20 protein-coding genes are annotated in these 18,705 nt (G+C 29.6%); 14 read left to right on the forward strand and 6 right to left on the reverse strand.

Annotation, left to right across the window (positions count from 1 at the left end):
* The first annotated feature begins 174 nt into the window (after window positions 1–174).
* On the forward strand, window positions 175–1,368 hold the full coding sequence (locus tag B3Z56_RS00970; protein WP_035129643.1) for a glycine C-acetyltransferase: 1,194 nt from the start codon (window positions 175–177) through the stop codon (window positions 1,366–1,368).
* Between the two features lie 107 nt (window positions 1,369–1,475).
* Complete coding sequence (locus B3Z56_RS00975; RefSeq protein WP_346878064.1) at window positions 1,476–2,429, forward strand: L-threonine 3-dehydrogenase; 954 nt, start codon at window positions 1,476–1,478, stop codon at window positions 2,427–2,429.
* Window positions 2,430–2,511: 82 nt separating this feature from the next.
* On the opposite strand, the gene B3Z56_RS00980 is transcribed toward B3Z56_RS00975, so the two are convergent.
* Entirely contained in the window at window positions 2,512–3,915 is a 1,404-nt protein-coding gene (locus B3Z56_RS00980) for an APC family permease (RefSeq protein ID WP_346847061.1), read from the reverse strand.
* Between the two features lie 259 nt (window positions 3,916–4,174).
* Here B3Z56_RS00980 and B3Z56_RS00985 point away from each other — a divergent pair, with 259 nt between their 5' ends.
* The 5 genes from B3Z56_RS00985 (at window position 4,175) to B3Z56_RS01005 (ending at window position 8,035) form a co-directional block, all read left to right on the forward strand.
* A complete protein-coding gene (locus B3Z56_RS00985) occupies window positions 4,175–4,672 on the forward strand; it encodes an LURP-one-related/scramblase family protein (RefSeq protein ID WP_346878065.1) in 498 nt (165 codons plus the stop codon).
* Between the two features lie 276 nt (window positions 4,673–4,948).
* Window positions 4,949–5,752 carry a GNAT family N-acetyltransferase gene (locus B3Z56_RS00990; RefSeq protein WP_346847063.1) on the forward strand — a complete coding sequence of 268 codons (804 nt, stop codon included), beginning with the start codon at window positions 4,949–4,951 and terminating at the stop codon, window positions 5,750–5,752.
* Window positions 5,753–6,175: 423 nt separating this feature from the next.
* A complete protein-coding gene (locus B3Z56_RS00995) occupies window positions 6,176–7,030 on the forward strand; it encodes a GNAT family N-acetyltransferase (protein ID WP_346878066.1) in 855 nt (284 codons plus the stop codon).
* A gap of 101 nt (window positions 7,031–7,131) precedes the next feature.
* Window positions 7,132–7,578 carry a GNAT family N-acetyltransferase gene (locus tag B3Z56_RS01000; RefSeq protein WP_346847065.1) on the forward strand — a complete coding sequence of 149 codons (447 nt, stop codon included), beginning with the start codon at window positions 7,132–7,134 and terminating at the stop codon, window positions 7,576–7,578.
* 19 nt (window positions 7,579–7,597) lie between these two features.
* Window positions 7,598–8,035 (forward strand): GNAT family N-acetyltransferase, encoded by a 438-nt coding sequence (locus tag B3Z56_RS01005; RefSeq protein ID WP_346878067.1) that lies wholly within the window; start codon window positions 7,598–7,600, stop codon window positions 8,033–8,035.
* Window positions 8,036–8,188: 153 nt separating this feature from the next.
* Here B3Z56_RS01005 and B3Z56_RS01010 read toward each other — a convergent pair whose 3' ends face one another.
* The 4 genes from B3Z56_RS01010 to B3Z56_RS01025 all read right to left on the reverse strand — a co-directional run bounded on the left by B3Z56_RS01010 (window position 8,189) and on the right by B3Z56_RS01025 (window position 9,768).
* Window positions 8,189–8,560 carry a hypothetical protein gene (locus B3Z56_RS01010; RefSeq protein ID WP_346878068.1) on the reverse strand — a complete coding sequence of 124 codons (372 nt, stop codon included), beginning with the start codon at window positions 8,558–8,560 and terminating at the stop codon, window positions 8,189–8,191.
* A gap of 169 nt (window positions 8,561–8,729) precedes the next feature.
* Window positions 8,730–9,317, reverse strand: coding sequence for a manganese catalase family protein (locus tag B3Z56_RS01015; RefSeq protein ID WP_346847068.1), 588 nt, complete (start codon window positions 9,315–9,317; stop codon window positions 8,730–8,732).
* Window positions 9,318–9,334: 17 nt separating this feature from the next.
* Entirely contained in the window at window positions 9,335–9,583 is a 249-nt protein-coding gene (locus B3Z56_RS01020) for a spore coat protein CotJB (protein ID WP_035129619.1), read from the reverse strand.
* Window positions 9,584–9,597: 14 nt separating this feature from the next.
* Window positions 9,598–9,768, reverse strand: coding sequence for a spore coat associated protein CotJA (locus B3Z56_RS01025; protein WP_150844121.1), 171 nt, complete (start codon window positions 9,766–9,768; stop codon window positions 9,598–9,600).
* A 223-nt stretch (window positions 9,769–9,991) separates the two neighbouring features.
* Here B3Z56_RS01025 and B3Z56_RS01030 point away from each other — a divergent pair, with 223 nt between their 5' ends.
* The 7 genes from B3Z56_RS01030 (at window position 9,992) to B3Z56_RS01060 (ending at window position 17,080) form a co-directional block, all read left to right on the forward strand.
* Window positions 9,992–11,371, forward strand: a complete 1,380-nt coding sequence (locus B3Z56_RS01030) for a bifunctional metallophosphatase/5'-nucleotidase (protein ID WP_346878069.1) — start codon at window positions 9,992–9,994, stop codon at window positions 11,369–11,371.
* Window positions 11,372–11,389: 18 nt separating this feature from the next.
* Window positions 11,390–12,313 (forward strand): hypothetical protein, encoded by a 924-nt coding sequence (locus B3Z56_RS01035; protein ID WP_346878070.1) that lies wholly within the window; start codon window positions 11,390–11,392, stop codon window positions 12,311–12,313.
* 234 nt (window positions 12,314–12,547) lie between these two features.
* A complete protein-coding gene (locus tag B3Z56_RS01040) occupies window positions 12,548–12,703 on the forward strand; it encodes a rubredoxin (protein ID WP_035129613.1) in 156 nt (51 codons plus the stop codon).
* Window positions 12,704–12,896: 193 nt separating this feature from the next.
* On the forward strand, window positions 12,897–13,457 hold the full coding sequence (locus tag B3Z56_RS01045) for a sigma-70 family RNA polymerase sigma factor (protein ID WP_346878071.1): 561 nt from the start codon (window positions 12,897–12,899) through the stop codon (window positions 13,455–13,457).
* 2 nt (window positions 13,458–13,459) lie between these two features.
* Window positions 13,460–14,848 (forward strand): hypothetical protein, encoded by a 1,389-nt coding sequence (locus tag B3Z56_RS01050; RefSeq protein WP_346878072.1) that lies wholly within the window; start codon window positions 13,460–13,462, stop codon window positions 14,846–14,848.
* A 170-nt stretch (window positions 14,849–15,018) separates the two neighbouring features.
* Window positions 15,019–15,807: a zinc dependent phospholipase C family protein gene (locus B3Z56_RS01055; protein ID WP_346878073.1), complete on the forward strand. Its 789-nt coding sequence runs from the start codon at window positions 15,019–15,021 to the stop codon at window positions 15,805–15,807.
* A 10-nt stretch (window positions 15,808–15,817) separates the two neighbouring features.
* Window positions 15,818–17,080 (forward strand): MFS transporter, encoded by a 1,263-nt coding sequence (locus B3Z56_RS01060; protein WP_346877624.1) that lies wholly within the window; start codon window positions 15,818–15,820, stop codon window positions 17,078–17,080.
* A 64-nt stretch (window positions 17,081–17,144) separates the two neighbouring features.
* Here the strand turns inward: B3Z56_RS01060 and B3Z56_RS01065 are convergent, their stop codons facing one another.
* Window positions 17,145–18,473, reverse strand: a complete 1,329-nt coding sequence (locus B3Z56_RS01065) for an MATE family efflux transporter (RefSeq protein ID WP_346878074.1) — start codon at window positions 18,471–18,473, stop codon at window positions 17,145–17,147.
* Between the last annotated feature and the right edge of the window lie 232 nt (window positions 18,474–18,705).

Consider the following 18,705-nt stretch of genomic DNA (forward strand, 5'->3'; position numbering starts at 1 on the left):
AAAACTTATAGTAGATGATATTCTAATTATGTAAAGGGAAAGTATAAGTAGCTGATTTATAAAGGTAAGTGTTAAAAAATATTATTATGGAGTATAAATATACTTATATGTGTTATTAATATATTAGCATGTATAGTAAATTTTATTTAATATAATTTAAATGGAGGTAATCAAATGGGAAGCAAATCTTTAAACAATTTCCTTAAAACTAATTTAGAGGACCTTAAAAGTAAAGGGCTTTATAATGAAATTAATGTTATTACAGGACAAAATGGACCTGTGATAGAAATAGAAGGAAAGAAGCTAATAAACCTATCTTCAAACAACTATCTAGGACTTGCCACTAACAAGAGAATGATTGATGCTTCAATCAAAGCTACAGAAAAGTACGGTGTAGGTGCTGGTGCTGTTAGAACAATAAATGGAACATTAGACATACATATAGAATTAGAGAAGAAGTTAGCAGCATTTAAGCATACTGAAGCTGCAATAGCTTTCCAATCAGGATTTAACTGTAATATGGCAGCAATATCTGCTGTAATGAACAAAAAAGATGCAATACTTTCAGATGCACTAAATCATGCGTCAATTATAGATGGATGTAGATTATCAGGAGCTAAAATCATAAGAGTTGAACACTCTGATATGGATGATTTAAGAGCAAAGGCTAAAGAAGCAAAAGAATCAGGATTATATGAAAAAATAATGGTAATCACTGATGGTGTATTCTCAATGGATGGAGATGTTGCAAAACTTCCTGAAATTGTTGAGATTGCAGAAGAGTTTGATTTAATTACTTATGTTGATGATGCTCACGGTTCTGGGGTACTAGGAAAAGGTGCTGGAACAGTTCACCACTTTGGATTATCAGACAAAATAGATTTCCAAATAGGAACACTTTCTAAAGCTATCGGTGTAGTTGGAGGATATGTAGCAGGATCTAAAGACCTTATCGACTGGTTAAAGGTTAGAGGTAGACCATTCCTATTCTCTACATCATTAACTCCAGCAGCAGCAGGAGCTTGTATAGAGGCTGTAAATATATTAACTGAAAGTACGGAACTTCATGATAGATTATGGGAAAATGGGAATTACCTTAAAAAGGGCTTAAAAGAATTAGGATTTGATATTGGACATAGTGAAACACCTATAACTCCATGCATAATTGGAGAGGCTGCTGAGGCTCAAGAATTCAGTAGAAGATTATATGAAGAGGGCGTATATGCTAAATCAATAGTATTTCCAACAGTACCACTGGGAACAGCTAGAGTAAGAAACATGCCATCAGCTGCTCACACAAAAGAATTGTTAGATGAAGCTATTGCTAAATATGCAAAAGTAGGAAGAGAAATGGGCTTAATAAAATAATATTTGTATTAAAAGTAGAGGAGGAATATCCTCCTCTAGAGGTTATAGATTTTAACTAAAAAAACATTTAAATAAAATTTAAATAACATTAGATAGGGAGAATCAATATGAAAAGAATATTAGTTAGCGGATGCTTAGGTCAAATTGGTACGGAATTAGTAACGAAATTAAGAGAAGTTTACGGAGTAGATAATGTAGTAGCTACAGATGTAAGAAAACCAGAAGGAAATCCAATCGTTGAAGGTGGAATTTTTGAAACTTTAGACGTAACAAATTATGACGAATTCTTATCAATAGCTAAAAAACATGAAGTAGATACTATTATTCATCTTGCAGCACTTTTATCAGCAGTTGCAGAAGCAAAACCACAACTTGCATGGACTATTAACATGGGTGGTCTTGTAAACGCTTTAGAAGTTGCTAGAGAATTAAATTGTAAATTCTTTACTCCAAGTTCAATAGGTGCATTTGGACCATCTACACCTAAGGTAAATACTCCACAAGATACTATTCAAAGACCAAACACTATGTATGGTGTAACTAAGGTTTCTGGAGAGTTATTATGTGATTACTACCACTCTAAGTATGGTGTAGATACAAGAGGAGTAAGATTCCCAGGGCTTATTTCTTATGTAGCATTACCAGGCGGTGGAACTACAGATTATGCAGTTGATATTTATTATGAAGCATTAAAAACTGGTAAGTATACTTCTTTCATAGGTAAAGGAACTTACATGGATATGATGTATATGCCAGATGCTATAAATGCAATAATCACTTTAATGGAAGCTGATCCAAGTGAATTAAAGCACAGAAATGCATTTAATATAACTGCAATGAGCTTTGAACCAGAGCAAATAGCTGCAGAAATTAGAAAGCATATTCCAGAATTTGAAATGTCTTATGATGTAGACCCAGTAAGACAAGGAATTGCAAACACTTGGCCAGATTCAATAGACCCATCTGCTGCTAAAGAAGAGTGGGGCTTTAAAGCTGAATATGATTTAGCTAAGATGACAACAGATATGCTTGAAAAATTAAAAGCTAAAGGCATAAAATAGAGATAAAAATAAAGGACTGAATGAAGATAAAATATCTTTATTCAGTCCTATTTTTATATGCTTGTACTATATAACTATAAAATTAATGATTAGTTTTCTTCGCAATATAAGGAAGAATTAATCCTAAACCTATTAAGAAGAATGGTGTGGCAATATTAAGTACTAATTGGAATGGATCTGTAGAGTATATACCACCAATACATGCGAAAGCGGTAAATGCAAAACACCATGCTCCGATAATAATACCTAGTGTTTTATTTTTCACAAATTTGTATTCAGGATTGAATTTTTCTCCTGCCTTCTTTAAAGCTATATATGCAACAAATACCCATAAATAACGTAGAGGCATACATATAGCATTTAGTTTTACTAACCATTTTACTAATTCATCTACACTTCCTATACCAAAAGCAGGTAGAATTATTAAAATTGAAACAATAACTAATATAAGTTTATGTCCGTTTGTATAAGCACCATATTTGTTTTGTACAAACAATTTTTCAGGTATGAACTCTCTATCAGCACTATTAAGTAACATACGTAAAGGTGCATCAATTGATATTATAAGTACTGCAAATTGTCCAATAAGATTTGTAATAGCATAAATAATTACGAAAGTATTTCCTATGTGATAGTATTCACCTAACTTCTGGAAAGCATAATATGCTCCATTAGTCATTAAGTCTTTAGGAACATTATTTGAATCAAACATCATACCTAATGATATAGTTCCTAAAATTGCACATACTGCAACCATAATTGCTAATGCAATCATACCTTTTGAAAAACCAGTTTCAGGGTCTTTAACTTGGTTAACATAAGGTGATATTTTCTCACATCCACCAACAGCAAAGACTAAGATTGATAAGCTGGTAAAGAATTTAACATCAAATGTAGGCATAAAAGTTTTAAATGACCAATCTATAGCATTTAGATTAGCATCTGTAATTGCTGGAGCTGCTAACATTAAGATGATAAATAGAATAGACATTACGAACATAGATGTTCCTGCAAAGGTAGCTATCTTTTTTAATGGATTTAATCCCTTTGATGCAATATATAATGCAATTAAAAATACTACTAAGCAAGATAATTGTAATAGAGTTGTATTCATACTACTGATTCGCTTATCTTGGAAAATTGCCCAGCTAGCTGAAATCATAAAACCAGATGGTTTTTGTGAAATATAAGGCATATGAACTACCCAGTATGTCCATCCAGCATAGTATGCAATTCTTGGTCCTATGGTTTCATGAATCCAAGAACTAACTCCACCACCAGAGTTTTTAAATGCAGATCCTAATTCACCTACCATTAGTGCATAAGGTACAAAATAAATAGTAAAAATTAATACCCAAGATACAATTGCTTTAAGTCCATTGTACTCAGAGAAGCCGTTAATAACATTACCAAAACCCCATACTGTTGAGAATGCCATAAAAGCTAAGGTGTACCAAAGAATTTGTTTATCCTTTTTTTCAGACATAAATTTCCCTCCTATATTAAATTACGATATTATTATATCATGGGAAACATTCTTTTTACATTTAAAATAAAATATTTTCATATTAATCGAATTATTTTTAAAATATTATAGAAATTATTAAATATTATTGAACATTTATCTATAAATATAATCTGAATAATTTTATTAGTAATAACATATTAAAATTATTGGATACATAATTACATAAATTTGTATTAATGTTCTAAAATTTATGAGATAATATTAATAATGAGTATATATGACGGAGGAAGCTATGAAATTATATATTAAGCAAAAAGTATTTTCATTTACTGATAGATTTATAGTTAAAGATGAAAAAGAGGAAGATAAATATTTCGTTGAAGGTGAAATGTTTTCCATGGGGTATAAACTTCATATTTATGATATAAGTCATAAGGAAGTGGGCTATATAAGGCAGAAACTCTTTACCTTTATGCCTAAGTTTGAAATTATCATAAATGGCATGGTAATTGGAGATTTGATAAAAAAATTTACTTTTATTAATCAAAATTATTATCTAGATGGAACTGACTTAAGGTTAACAGGTGATTTTTGGGCCCATGATTATACATTATATCAAGGTGAATATGCTGTTATGACGGTGAGCAAGGAATGGTTTACTTGGGGAGATAGCTATGTACTAAATATATCTGATCAGGTTGATGAAATATTATGCTTAGCTATAGTTTTAGCTATAGACTGTGAAATGTGTACTGCTAATAATAGGGGTAACTAAGTTTAAAATTAGATAGTAAATTAGCAACCTAAAAAATTACTAGGGGGAACTATTATTGCAATAAAAGAAAGACAAGCTACTAAGTAAATAAAATAACTGGGGTAAATAAAATAAAAAAGGGGGGAATTTAGTGGTACTATTAACAGGTACTTACTAGATAAAAATGAGTAAAATTATTAAAGAAAGATTATTTATGCGACATATAAGCAGTAGCATGAAAGAAGGTATTTTAATAAGGGCACAGGGGTTTAATTTATTGGAGATTATGGGAAACATATGAAAACAAGTATAAGCTTCGAATTAACTAATTGTGATGATATAAGTAAGTTTTTAAAAGATTATATAAAAACCCTGTCTTCACCCTTCGATTCATATTTAGAGGACCATATAATTAAATCTAAGTTTTATAGAATAGTTATGAATTCAAAGTATATAGGATATTTTGCTATATATGATGATGAATTATTAACACTATTTTATATCAAGTGTAAATATATAAAATACGCTCAAAAGTATTTTAATGCTATATTAAAAAAGTTTAAACCAAAATCAGCCTATGTATTTACAGGAGACGAGTTATATTTAAGTTGTATATGTGATATAGAAAATAAAGAAGTAAAAAATCAAGCTTATTTTTTCCAGGATCATAAAGGTAACCCAGAGAAAATAAGGTATTATAACAATGGTAATCTAAGAAAAGCAGAGGATAAAGATATTGATGTGATAAAGGAATTCAGTGGTGACTTCTTTGAAGACGTATACAAACAGGTTAAAGATGGAGAATTATATATTTTTGAAGAGGGTACTAACGTGTTAGGTTTTGGTATACAAGAAAAAGGAGAAGTACTAAAAGGATATACTAGTATAGGAATGTTTACTAGAGAAGAATATAGACAAAAGGGTATTGGAAGAACTATTATAGCAGAGCTAAAGAAACTTTGCTATAAGCAAGGAGAAATTCCAATTTGCGGATGTTGGTACTATAATACAAATTCTAAAAAAACTTTAGAAAGTAGTGGATTCGTAAGTAAGACCAGACTTTTAAGAGTGGAATTTAAAGATAACAAGGGAGGGAATTAATCTATTTCAAAGATTTTGAGGGGAATAAATTAGAAGCAGCATGGTTTATTTGGGATTGAGAATAAATATATTGACAAGTGATACAAATAAAACTTATAATGTAAATATAAGTAATGAGAAAGGTGGGAATACGTTGTTTATGAACAGAGATTTTTATAAAAATAATATAAAATTAAATAGAATATATAATAACGCCCTACCTGAAATTATAGGTTTTTAAAGTTGAATTTAAAGTATTAATTTGTAATTAAGTCCTAGGGGTATTCCTAGGGCTTTTTATATCTAAATATTTTAAATAGCATAGTGAACTTAAAAATAATATTTAAGTTTAAGACTATGTTTAAAGCAAATATGTGCTAGTTAGCCATATCCTATCATCTGCGGTGAAGGATATGGCCATTTTTATGTAGGGGGTTAGAATTAATGCAAATTTTAGAGTTAAGAGAACTAGATAAGAAGCAGATTGAAGATATTGAAAACTTAGAAGAGGCTTGCAAAAACTACGATAAAACTAAAGGAGGCGCATTTCTATCAAACGAAATTAACTTTAATAAGGAAATAAATTGTTTTTTCCTATTATATGAAGAAGAAATACTTGTAAGCTTTCTAGCTATGTTTATACCAACATCACAGCAGGCAGAGATTTCTACATATACATTGCCAGAGAAGAGAAAGAAAGGTTTCTTTAAAATACTTTTAGAAAGTGCTATTAATGAGCTAAGAAAGTATGATGTTAGAGAAATACTTTTTGTGCATGAGCCTTCAAGCAATGATGGTAGGTTAACTTTAAGGAAATTTAATGTTAAATATGATTTTTCTGAGTATCTATTAGTATATAAAAAGGATAAATTTACTAAAGCACAGAACAAGCTAAAATTATATCAAATAATTAATCAAGATGTAGATGAAATAGCAAAGCTACACATAGACATTTTTAATAAAACTTTGGAAGAAGGAAAGGTAATTGTTAATAGAGCAATAGAATCTAAAGATAGGATATCCTATATGGCTAAAATGGATAATGAAATTGTTGGTATATGTAGTATTAGCTTAGAAGGTTGCAATGCGTTCATTTGTGGGTTAGGAATTTCAACTAAGTATCGAGGACTTGGCTATGGAAAAGAGATATTAAGCAAAGGAATAGAGAAGGCGTTGACTTTGGATGTTAAATACATATATCTTGAGGTAGATAGTAAGAATCATATAGCATATAACCTTTATATTAATAATGGATTTAAGATTAAAACACAATTAGATTATTATAGATATATAATTTAGAAGTATGAAATAAGAATAATAAGTTAATTACAAATCAACTGATAAATATGAGGATAGAGTTGTGCTTTCAAAATTATAGCGATAGGTAGGTGAATAAATAAATGAATATTAGCATTAAAGATATAGATATAGAAAATTGGGAAGAATGTACTAAATTAAAAGTATCAAGAGAGCAAGAGAGGTACTTACCTCATTCTAATTTGAAGTCTATTGCAGAATCTAGATTTTATCCTAATTATACACTGTTAGGAATATATAAGGATGATAAAATTATTGGATTTGCTATGCATGGAGAAGAAGATGAGGATAAAATGGCCGAATTAAGAAGATTTATGATAGATGAAAAATATCAAGGAAATGGTTATGGTAGAAAAGCATTAGCATTAGTATTAGAAGATATCAAGAAAAAATCTAAATATAAAACTATATATTTAAGCTTTCATCCGAAGAATATAGTAACAAAAAATCTGTACTCTAGTTTTGGCTTTAAACAGTTTATAACTGGCTTTGAAGCTGAGGATGAGATTTTTTATAAGAAAGAAATATAATATTAGGGGGGAAATATTTATGAATCTTATTTTTAAAGCAATAGACAATGACAATTGGAGAGAATGTATTGAGCTCTCTGTAGAAGAAAACCAGAAGTGTTTCGTAGCATCAAACTCATACTCTATATTAGAGTCTAAGTTTGAAGAGGGAAACTATCCGTTAGCAATATATGATGGAGCAGTTATAGTAGGATTTTTAATGTACAGCTTTGATAGTGATGATAATAGCTGGTGGATGTGTAGACTTATGATGGACAAGAAATATCAAGGTAAGGGTTATGGTAGGGCTGCTATATTAAAACTTTTAAAACTATTAAAAGAAGAACATGGAAATATAAAAGTTTATACAAGCTTTGAACCAGAAAATAGTGTTGCTGAAAAATTATATGAAGCTGTAGGTTTTAGAAAAACTGGAAAGATAATGTGGGGAGAAGTAGTAATGGAGATACAACTATAATATAGTTAAAACTTCTGATTTAAGAAAGGGGATATCTCAAAATAAGCTAAATCTTAAATTAATGTTGAGCTTGTCATCCAATATAAGTACAAGCTCAACATAGTGAAAGATTAGAAGTTTATTTATTGATATCCCCTATAATATTTTTAAAATCTAAATGATGAAGTTGATTATTATACATATTACACCACCCATAACTAGTGAAATAGTATTTATGCTAGCCTTAAAAATCTTTTTAATAGTACTAGTTTTTTCTTTTTCCATTTTGGTTACTTCAAGATTGGCATTTGCTATATACTGAGCATTGGCTTGACAAAGTCCTTGAAGAGATAATCCCGTTGGATTTCCTCCTAGGAAAGAAGAAATTCCTAAAATAACTAATATTATACCTTCAATAAATAAAACATCCTTTAAGTTATGGGCAGTAAAATGAACAATACCTAATCCAATTAACACTAAGATAATAGACCAGATTATTCCCCAAACAACACATTTAATTAAGGATTTAATTTGACTCTTATCCATGATTAATCTCCTTTTTTATTGATTATTATATTATATGAAATTTTATAGTAATCATAACAATGTTATCTAGTAAAATTAAAATAAGGGATCTTAACAAAATATAAAATTAGTTTATTTTGCAAGCCCCTTATTTATATAAGTATATTCACTTAGAATATAAATTTTTAATTTATCTATTCAATGGATCTAGTAATGGTTTTCTTTTAAAACAGTCTTGCACGTCATCTAGAGCTTCACCAAATCTTTGGAAGTGAACAACTTCTCTTTCCCTTAAGAATTTCAAAATTTCTTTAATTTGATAATCATCACTTTGATTTATTAACCACTCATAGGTTGCTCTTGCTTTTTCTTCTGCAGCTAAATCTTCATGAAGATCTGCAACTACATCATCTTTAGCTTGTATATAAGCTGCTGTCCAAGGTACTCCATTAGGGTCTGTGTAGAATAAAGCTCTTCCATGATTAGTATAGTGACCACCAAGTCCTACTTCTTCAAGCTCTTCTAGAGTAGCATTGCTCATAAGTTGATAAATCATAGTAGCTATCATTTCAACGTGAGCCATCTCCTCTGTACCTATATCAGTAAGTAGTGCTTTAGATTTTCCAGTAGGCATAGTGTAACGTTGATTCAAATATCTAAGTGCTGCACTTAATTCTCCATCTGGGCCACCATATTGAGCTACTAGAAATTTTGCCATTCTAAGATCTTTAGATTTAAGATTTATTGGATATTCTAACATTTTTGTATAATACCACATATTATAATCCTCCTGTGTTAATAATTTTCCCAAGGCCATGGTAATGAAGTCCAACACATTGGACTTTCAACAGAGGCTGAGCCGAAATTAGTAAGTGGGCCATATTTTTCTTCATATTGACGTACTAATATTCCGAGCTTATGAGATACGGCTTGTAGATCCTTAGTAGCTTCCTCGTTATCAGGGAAGTTATCTAGATATAGATTTAAATCTATGCAATAAAATTGAAGTTTTCTTATATTATTTAATAATTCTTGATCATACATAATATCTCACCCCTCTATTCCCATCTTGAGTTTTTCTTCTCGTTGTAAGGTTTATATAAATCCTTAAATATTGTGCCCTTTGATAGAGCATCTTTAACTAAAAATAAATTTTCATATGCTTGAGGTAATACAAAAGCACAAGCGTATTCCATTTTTCTATGTGAGTAATTACTATAATTGCTCATTTGTTTTCTCCTTGAATTAATTTCTACCTAATAGTATGTTATGTTATATATGTAATATTTGTGAAAATAAATTTCAATTTCAACGAAGTTTTTATATAAATATTCCATGGTATGTTGTAAAATATTTATATATATGGATATATATAATGTTCGTTGATTTAGCTAAAGATATTTTTATGTAAATTTTATAATGATTTATTAGCATATACAAAGGAGATGTATTATGGAATTACAAATATTACATACTAACGATATACATAGCAATTTTGAAAATTTAGCAAGAATAACTACAAAAATTAATGAGTTAAAAAATGATGATACAATTGTATTAGATGCAGGAGATCTAGCAGATTTTAAAAGAGTAGAAGTTAATGGGACTAAGGGGAAGGTTGCAATAGACTTACTTCAAGAAGCTGAATATGATGCTATTTCTATTGGAAATAATGAGACCTTTGATGGAATTCATACTTTAGAAGGATTAACCTCTGATGGAAGGATACCTTTTTTGAGTTGTCATATAAGAAAACTCAATGGTGAGGAAATAGAAGGGCTAAGCAAAAGTATAATAATTAATAAAGCTGGATTAAGGATATTAATTATAGGTGCTTCTCCAAATTTAAATGAGTTTAGTACAAGCTGTGGATTAGATATTTTAGATTATCTTCAGGGAATAAATAAGGAGATAAATAATAATAAGGGTAAATATGATATATGTATAGTTCTATCCCATTTAGGTATGGATAAGGATGAAGAGATTGCAACAAAAATTTCAGAGGTAGATGTAATAATAGGAGGACATTTTCATATCCTTATGGATGAACCTAAGATCATAAATAATACCATAATCCATACCTCAGGACAGTTTGGAGAACACTTGGGAGTATTGAAACTATCTATAAAAGATAATAAAGTAAGTTTAGTAAAAGGCGAAAATATAAATATAGAAGGCTTAGATATGGATAAAGGTATAATTAAAGTATTAAAGAAGAATAAAGAGATAGCTTTAAATAATCTTTCTATACCACTATATGAAGTTAAAGAAAATTTATGGCATGATGTAATAGAAGAAAATCCTATTACTAACTTATTAGCAGATGGACTATATAAAGTTTATAATTGTGATTTTGCTTTCATAAATAGTGGAGTATTAAATGGAGGAATAAAAAAAGGTGCAGTAACTAATCTTAAGCTATTACAAATAGAGCCATCTCCATTAAATCCTACATACTTTGAAATTGAAGGTAAATATATATTAGAAGCTATTAAGGAAAGTTTAGATGGGGACATAGTTTTAGCTGATGGTAGGGGACCAGGTTTTAGAGGAAAATATGTAGGAAGACTTCATTTTTCTAGAAATGTAAAGATTAAATATAGGGAAAGAGAAGTACTAGAAGTTATTATAAATGGACAACCCCTTAAGGAAGATAAAGTTTACAGGGTAAGTAGCTCTGATTATCTTCATAGAGGTTCTGGATATAAAGATTTAAAGAATAATTCTAATCATAAATATGATGATAGATACATAAGAGATATATTAAGAGAATATTTATGTGATGAAGATATGGTTAATAAAGCATTAGAAGATAGATGGATAAGAATATAGTTATGAAAGGGGATTGAAGTGGAAGATAATAAATTATTAGAGAAAAATAAAAAGGTAAAAAGAAGAGTTATTATAGGATTTATAGTTCTGATATTGCTTAATCTGTGGGGTTTGTTAAAAGTTAATTCTCTTAGACAAGACCTAGATAGCTTACGAGGTGATATTTATAATCAGTATAATGATATGAGGACATCCTTAAGTAGCATTAATACCACCGTAGAAGAAACCCTAAAAAAGCAAGGGAGTATTTTAAGTGACTTTAGTTACTCAGTAGAAGGGCTAGATGCAGAAAACAAAACCATTAGTATTAATCTTAAAGGAACTCCTAAGGTATATAAAGAAGGATTAAAGTTTTATTTTAACTATGACTGTAGCGATGGAGATAGTAAGAGTGTTGAAGGTAAATTAGATAAAGCTTTAAACTATAGTGCAAAGATAGCAGTTCCTATAAGGAGTACTGTTAAATTTGGATTTACTTTAGACTATGGAGAAGAAGTGAAAAAAGAAACATGGGAAGATGAATATATAGATCAAATGGAGTATCAACTTCAAATTATGCCTCAACCTTTTAAAGGGAAATATGAAACAAAGGGTGATGAAGTTATAATTGATGGACGGATTGAAAGTGTCATTTATCCAAGTTCTATAAAAGGAAATTCTGTAGAAGAAGCTTCATGTAAGATAAGAATAAATGAGGAAGTTATAGATGAAATTAAATTAGAAAAAAGTAATGAACCTTCAAGTGAAGTTAGTAATTATACTGGAACTATCAAAGAGAAATATAAATTAAAAAATGGAGATATGTTAGATGTTTTAGTCGAGGTTCAAGATACCTATGGATTTAAATATAAATATTACCCTATGACGTCAATTAACAATAATGGTACACTCAATAAGTTGGAGTCCTCTGGGGGAAATACTTTTATACAGGTAGAGCCATAGAATCTTGAAAAGGCAAGTATATAACTATGTAAATATAAAAATATAAAACTTTACAACTAGGAATATATATAACTAGTTAAATAGTTGTTTTGTTCATGGGACTTTCAGGAGATTTACAATTTAAATAGGATGACTAAAGCTACATCAAAGGGTAAGAGATTAATAATCCTGAGTTGGTAATTTAACTAACATAAGGAGTTTATTAATATAATTTTATATTGAGGAGGAATTGATATGAAAATTTATAAATGTAGTGTATGTGGCTACTTGTATGATGAAAGCCAAGAAGAGGTACCTTTTGCAGAATTAAAAGAAGACTGGAGATGTCCTGTTTGTAAAAGGGATAAAAGCTTCTTTAAACCATTAGAGGAAACAGATTCTGTAGATTAGATAAGTAATTAGAGAAGTAAATAATTAAATAATGTTTAATTTAAGAGTGTCTTAAAATATTGGATTATATTTTAGTAAAAACTAAAGTATAGTATATTTTAAGACACTTTTTATATTTAATTTTATAATTTTGTAAGAAAAGCTATATTGCTTTCGATATATAGGGTGAAGAAGGAAATTTGGAGGAGATTTAATGAGGGTGGATAAAGACAATTTTATTGCAGAATTAAAAAGAAAAAATCCTAAAGCTCTTGATTATATCATTGATATATATGGGCCCTTAGTAAAAGGAATTATATCTAAAACCTTATGTTCTGTAGAGGATAAAGGTTTAATTGAGGAATGTATGTCAGATGTATTTATGGCAATTTGGGTTAATGGGTATAAGTTTACTGGGGATAGTTCTAAGTTTAAAAGTTGGATAGGGGCTATAACAAAATTTAAAGCAATTGATTACTTCAGAAAGTATGGTAAAAAAGAAAATAACCAGCTTATGGATGAAGCTATCACTGATGGTAAAAGTGCAGAAGATCATTATCTTGATGATATAGAAAATAGTAGGTTAGTAAGTATTATAGAAAGTATGGAGGAACCAGATAAAACTATTTTTATAATGAAATTTTTACTTGGAGAGAAGAGTAAAAGCATTAGTGAAGCATTAAAGCTTTCTGTAAGTAATATAAATACTAGAATTAGTAGAGGCAGAGAAAAGATAAGAAGAGAGTATTATAAGGAAGCTAGGGAGGGGGTATAGTTATGGATAATAAGGATATATATGATAAATTTAATGAGATTGATTTTGATATAAGTGAGTTTGAAGAAATTCCTATGGATGAAGTTGAAAAACAGAGATTGAAGAAATCCTTGAAGGAGAAATTAGCAGATATAGATAATTATGAAAGTCATGATAGTATTGATTTAACAGAAGTAAATAAAGAAAAAAGTAAGGAAGAAAAAATACAGTTTAATCAAGAGAAAAACGGGAAAATGCAAAGATCTATGAAGAAGTATAAAGTGGCTGCAGTGGTTGCTATATTAGCCCTATTAATAGGCATGTCCCATTTAGGCAAGGAAGTCATTGCACAGATAGCTGAAAAACTAATATTTACTCCTTCCCAAGGCATTATAAAGCAACAAGCAGATAAAGAGCTATATATGCTAGAAGAACCAGTAAGAATTAATATTGATGATAGTTCTGCATTAGTAAAAAGTATTACAAATGATGGTGAGAATATATATGTTGAAATGTGGTTTAACCAGGATGCAGAAGCTGAAGGCATAGGGGATCATAGAGAAATAATAAACAACTTAAAATTAAAGACTAGTGATGGAAATATGTATAATGTAGGATTAACTAGCTTTGCAAGTGGAGGATATACAGGACTTACTTTTCAGCAGGGTGAGGGTTTAATAACAGATTTTAAGTTGCATTATAAGGATAAAGATATAGGTGAGTTTAATTTAAAAAAGGTAGATTTTAAAAATGGTTATGATGAAATTGGTGGAAATGCCATAGATAAAGAAGTTCTTTTAGGGGCAACTAGTTATTATGAAGAAGGAGAAAGATACTTTAAAATATGGAGCAATATAGATTATCAGCAGCGTGAAGATTACACCATTAGTTTAGATGCCATTGGAAAAGTTGAAGTTAGAGATGAAGAAGGTACTTTACTAGCTATAGAAAATGCTAATGATGGAACTGGGAGAGCTTTTAAAATATTAGATCCTTACAAAGGCAAATTAGATATAAAAATAAAGGATATAGATATAAATTATGTTTTAAAAGAAGGAGGTAAATTAGCTATAAGAATTCCTAAGAAGGGTGAAACTTCTGAAATAAATGAAGATCTTAAACTTAAAGGGCTTCAAGATAGTATTAAAGCTGCTTCTATCACAAATAAAGGTGGAGAGTATACTATACACTTTGATTTTAGTAATAATTATGATGAAAGTAGAACAATATTTATGGTAAGAGAAAATTTTAGAACTGGTGGTGCCATGGGTGATATGGAAAATCAGCAAGGTGAGGTATACCTAGATAATGAAGATTTAAGTATTACAGAAAGATTTTTAAGAAAGATATATATAGATGTAAATAATATTTTAGTTCATCAACAGGGTAATTGGCAGTTCATAGTGGAATAAATTATAAAAGCACTAGCTTTAATTAGTTGGTGCTTTTATAATTAAATTAGGAATATTAATAGTATAAGGATTTACAAGAATTTTACCTTAATATAACTCACATAAAACATAAAAAATATATAATTATAATAGAAGTCAGAATATTTATGAAATTTGAAAGGTGGATTTATATGCCCGCAAGTTATACTCACTATAGTTTTGGACATACTGTCTTAGAAAAACTGCCCCATGGGATAAAAGATATTATAATACAAAATAAAGAAGCATATTATATAGGGCTTAATGGTCCAGATATACTTTTCTATTACAAGCCCTTATTTAAGAATGAAATAATTAAGTATGGACATAGATTACATGATGAAAAGGCCTATGGATTTTTAGAAAGGTCGAAAAAGTATATTAAAGAAAGTAAGGATGAGATTTGTCTCTCTTATATTTTAGGATTTGTATGCCACTTTGTCCTTGATAGTAGTTGTCATCCTTTTATTGCAGAAGCTATGAAGGAAAGTAATATATCTCATGCTGAAATAGAAGCAGAGTTAGATGGAGCATTAATGAGGAGAAATAATTTAAGTCCACAAAGGCATAGTGCGGGAGCTCATATTATTCCTAATAAGGTTATAGCAGCACATATTGCTAGCATTTATGATAATGTTAGTGGAAAAGAAATATATAAATGCCTTAAGTCTGTAAGGTTTTATGATAAACTACTATTATGTGAAAACAATTTGAAAAGAAAGATTATAAAAGGCTTATTAGGCTTAATTAAAGGTGGAGAAGGCTTTAGCCGTATGATAATTAATGTAGAGCCAAATATAAAGTGTATAGAAATAAATAAAAAGCTTTTAAACCTTTATGAAGAGGCTATAGATGAGGCAGTACATAGAGTTGAAGAGTACTATAGTGCTATAATAAGTAATGACAACCTAGGGGAATTCTTCAATAGAAATTTTCTATAGGAGGGGTAAAATGAGTAAATTTACTAAGTTAGAAAAGCAGTGGATTCTATATGATGTAGGAAACTCAGCTTTCACCATGTTGGTGTCTACTATAATTCCTATTTACTTTAAAAATGTTGCGAGTTTATCAGGGATTTCACCAGCAGATTCAACAGCTTACTGGGGTTATGCTGTATCCTTATCTACAATTATTGTAGCGATACTTGGACCTATACTTGGAACCGTAGCGGACACTAAAGGTTATAAAAAACCACTATTTTCATTATTCATGATGTTTGGAGTGCTAGGTTGTGCAGCTTTAGCTCTTCCAGTACCATGGATTGTATTCCTAGCTATATTTGTCATAGGAAAGGTTGGTTTTTCAGGAAGCCTTATTTTTTATGATGCCATGCTCAACGACATAACTACTGATGATAGAATGGATGAGATATCATCTCATGGATATGCTTGGGGGTATATCGGAAGTTGCATTCCTTTTACAGTAAGTTTACTTCTCGTACTTTTTGCAGATAAAATTGGACTTACAACTGCCATGGCAACGGGGACAGCCTTTATATTAACTGCTCTATGGTGGTTACTAATAACAATGCCCCTACTAAAGAACTATAAACAAAAGTATTATGTTGAAAAAGGAAATAAGCCAGTGGCAGAAAGTTTTAAGAGGCTAGGTAAGGTTCTTTTAAACATTAGAAAAAACAAGAAGATTTTTTTATTCCTCCTTGCATTTTTCTTCTATATAGATGGAGTTCATACAATTATAAGCATGTCCACATCCTATGGAAAAGATGTTGGAATTACAGATAGTAATTTACTATTAGCATTACTTTTAACTCAAGTAGTTGCCTTTCCTTGTGCTATTTTATTTGGAAGATTATCTAAAAAGTTTAAAAGTGATAAGTTAATAGCAGCTTCAATTATGGGTTATATAGCAATAACCATATTCGCATTACAGCTAGATAAAGCGTGGGAATTCTGGATTCTTGCAGTATGTGTTGCAGTATTTCAAGGGGCAATTCAAGCATTATCAAGATCTTATTTCTCAAAAATTATTCCTAAGGAGAAATCTAGTGAATACTTTGGACTATATGATATATTTGGCAAAGGGGCTGCTTTCATGGGAACTATGCTTATGAGTATAGCAACCCATATAACAGGAAGCTCTAAGGCTGGGGTAGCAGGAATTGTGGTAATGTTTATTTTTGGACTTATAATATTTAAAGCAGCAGATAAAGTAAATATATCTATAGAAAAAGAAACTACTATTAGTTTATAAATCTAAAATATTATATAAAAACCTCTTATAGATACTTAAAGGAGTAATCTGTAAGAGGTTTTTATTATTTATTTATATTCCTTATAAACCTTTTTATAAAGGATATGCCAATTATATCTGCAATGAACCAACCTATAGGAATAGACCACCAAATTGCAGTTATACCAAAGGTAGGAGCTAGCCAATAGGAAATTCCGACACGAAGTCCTAAGGATATAATAGTAAGAAAAATAGATATATTAGTGGAACCTATACCTCTATAAAAACCATAGAACATGAAAAGATATCCAATGAGAAAGTAAAATACACTTACTATACATAGATATTGAGAGCCGTAAGCTATAATTTCAACTTCTGATGGAGATATAAATATAGTCATTAATTGTTTTGAAAATATTACTACAATTGCTGATATTATAATGCAAAATAAGGTAATAATATTGAATGAAGATTTTACTCCTTTTTTTATTCTTAAAGCTTCACCGGCACCTTTATTTTGGGCAATATAGGTGGAAAAAGCATTACCAAAATCTTGAACAGGCATATAAGCAAAGGAATCTATTTTAACAGCTGCTGCAAAGGCTGCCATTATTGATACTCCAAAGGAGTTTACTAGGCCTTGAATTAATAAAATTCCGAAATTCATTATAGATTGTTGGATACTTGTTAGAAGGCTATAATTTGCTACTAACTTTAAAATCTTTATATCTATTTTAAGGTCGCATTTTTTAAATCTAATTTCAGGTAGTTTGATAAAACAATATATGGCTGTTAAAATTCCAGAGATGCCTTGAGCTATTATGGTAGCATAAGCTGCCCCTGCAATACCAAGATTAAACACAGTTATAAAAACAATATCAAGAACTATATTAATTATGGCTGCTATTATTAAGAATACAAGAGGTATAAAGGAATTTCCAACAGAACGAAGTAAACAGCAAAAATAATTATAGATAAAGGTAAAGCTTATACCGTAAAAGATTATAATTATATACTGTTTAGCATCATTAAATAAACTCTGTGGGGTATTCATAAAAATTAAGATATTGTCAGTAAAGAAAATAGCACATAAATTAATTATGATAGTTATTAAGCCGATAAAGATAAAGGCAGTAAAAATACTACTTTTTAATTTAGCATTATCTTTAGCTCCGAAGCATTGAGAAAATACAACGGATGCGCCCATACAAAGTCCCAGAATAATAGATGTTAAAAATACTATAATTGTAAAAGAAGATCCAACTGACGCTAAAGCAGATGCACCTATATATTTACCAACGATTATGGAGTCGGCTATATTGTATAATTGCTGAAATATATTTCCTATAATAAGGGGAATGGCAAAGCTTATTATAGCTTTGGTTTCATTTCCTTTAGTTAAATCCTTAGTCATATAAACCTCACTTTATTAATTCAATATTTTTATTCTACATTAACATTTTTTATATCATAATTTAGTAATACCTATACTTAAATTTAGTAAAATGCTTTCAAGATATAGGTAATTATTAAGGCATTACATGTCCATTATACAATAGAAAATAATTTAATCAATTGATTATTAGATTTATAATAATATAAAAAATAGCACTATAACACTTTAACAGCGTATATAAAGTGAAACT

Origin of the sequence: Clostridium sp. UBA7791 (assembly GCF_002480755.1) — a bacterium.
Classification (GTDB): Bacteria; Bacillota; Clostridia; order Clostridiales; family Clostridiaceae; genus Clostridium_J; species Clostridium_J sulfidigenes.

Excerpts from the sequence above, each read along its gene's own strand:
- B3Z56_RS01050 (WP_346878072.1), top strand. The coding sequence starts at position 13,460 with ATGGATAATAAGGATATATATGATAAATTTAATGAGATTGATTTTGAT.
- B3Z56_RS00975 (WP_346878064.1), top strand. The coding sequence starts at position 1,476 with ATGAAAAGAATATTAGTTAGCGGATGCTTAGGTCAAATTGGTACGGAA.
- B3Z56_RS01005 (WP_346878067.1), top strand. The coding sequence starts at position 7,598 with ATGAATCTTATTTTTAAAGCAATAGACAATGACAATTGGAGAGAATGT.
- B3Z56_RS00980 (WP_346847061.1), bottom strand. The coding sequence starts at position 3,915 with ATGTCTGAAAAAAAGGATAAACAAATTCTTTGGTACACCTTAGCTTTT.
- B3Z56_RS01015 (WP_346847068.1), bottom strand. The coding sequence starts at position 9,317 with ATGTGGTATTATACAAAAATGTTAGAATATCCAATAAATCTTAAATCT.
- B3Z56_RS01040 (WP_035129613.1), top strand. The coding sequence starts at position 12,548 with ATGAAAATTTATAAATGTAGTGTATGTGGCTACTTGTATGATGAAAGC.
- B3Z56_RS01030 (WP_346878069.1), top strand. The coding sequence starts at position 9,992 with ATGGAATTACAAATATTACATACTAACGATATACATAGCAATTTTGAA.
- B3Z56_RS01000 (WP_346847065.1), top strand. The coding sequence starts at position 7,132 with ATGAATATTAGCATTAAAGATATAGATATAGAAAATTGGGAAGAATGT.
- B3Z56_RS01065 (WP_346878074.1), bottom strand. The coding sequence starts at position 18,473 with ATGACTAAGGATTTAACTAAAGGAAATGAAACCAAAGCTATAATAAGC.
- B3Z56_RS01025 (WP_150844121.1), bottom strand. The coding sequence starts at position 9,768 with ATGAGCAATTATAGTAATTACTCACATAGAAAAATGGAATACGCTTGT.
- B3Z56_RS00990 (WP_346847063.1), top strand. The coding sequence starts at position 4,949 with ATGAAAACAAGTATAAGCTTCGAATTAACTAATTGTGATGATATAAGT.
- B3Z56_RS01010 (WP_346878068.1), bottom strand. The coding sequence starts at position 8,560 with ATGGATAAGAGTCAAATTAAATCCTTAATTAAATGTGTTGTTTGGGGA.
- B3Z56_RS00970 (WP_035129643.1), top strand. The coding sequence starts at position 175 with ATGGGAAGCAAATCTTTAAACAATTTCCTTAAAACTAATTTAGAGGAC.
- B3Z56_RS01055 (WP_346878073.1), top strand. The coding sequence starts at position 15,019 with ATGCCCGCAAGTTATACTCACTATAGTTTTGGACATACTGTCTTAGAA.
- B3Z56_RS00995 (WP_346878066.1), top strand. The coding sequence starts at position 6,176 with ATGCAAATTTTAGAGTTAAGAGAACTAGATAAGAAGCAGATTGAAGAT.
- B3Z56_RS00985 (WP_346878065.1), top strand. The coding sequence starts at position 4,175 with ATGACGGAGGAAGCTATGAAATTATATATTAAGCAAAAAGTATTTTCA.
- B3Z56_RS01045 (WP_346878071.1), top strand. The coding sequence starts at position 12,897 with ATGAGGGTGGATAAAGACAATTTTATTGCAGAATTAAAAAGAAAAAAT.
- B3Z56_RS01020 (WP_035129619.1), bottom strand. The coding sequence starts at position 9,583 with ATGTATGATCAAGAATTATTAAATAATATAAGAAAACTTCAATTTTAT.
- B3Z56_RS01060 (WP_346877624.1), top strand. The coding sequence starts at position 15,818 with ATGAGTAAATTTACTAAGTTAGAAAAGCAGTGGATTCTATATGATGTA.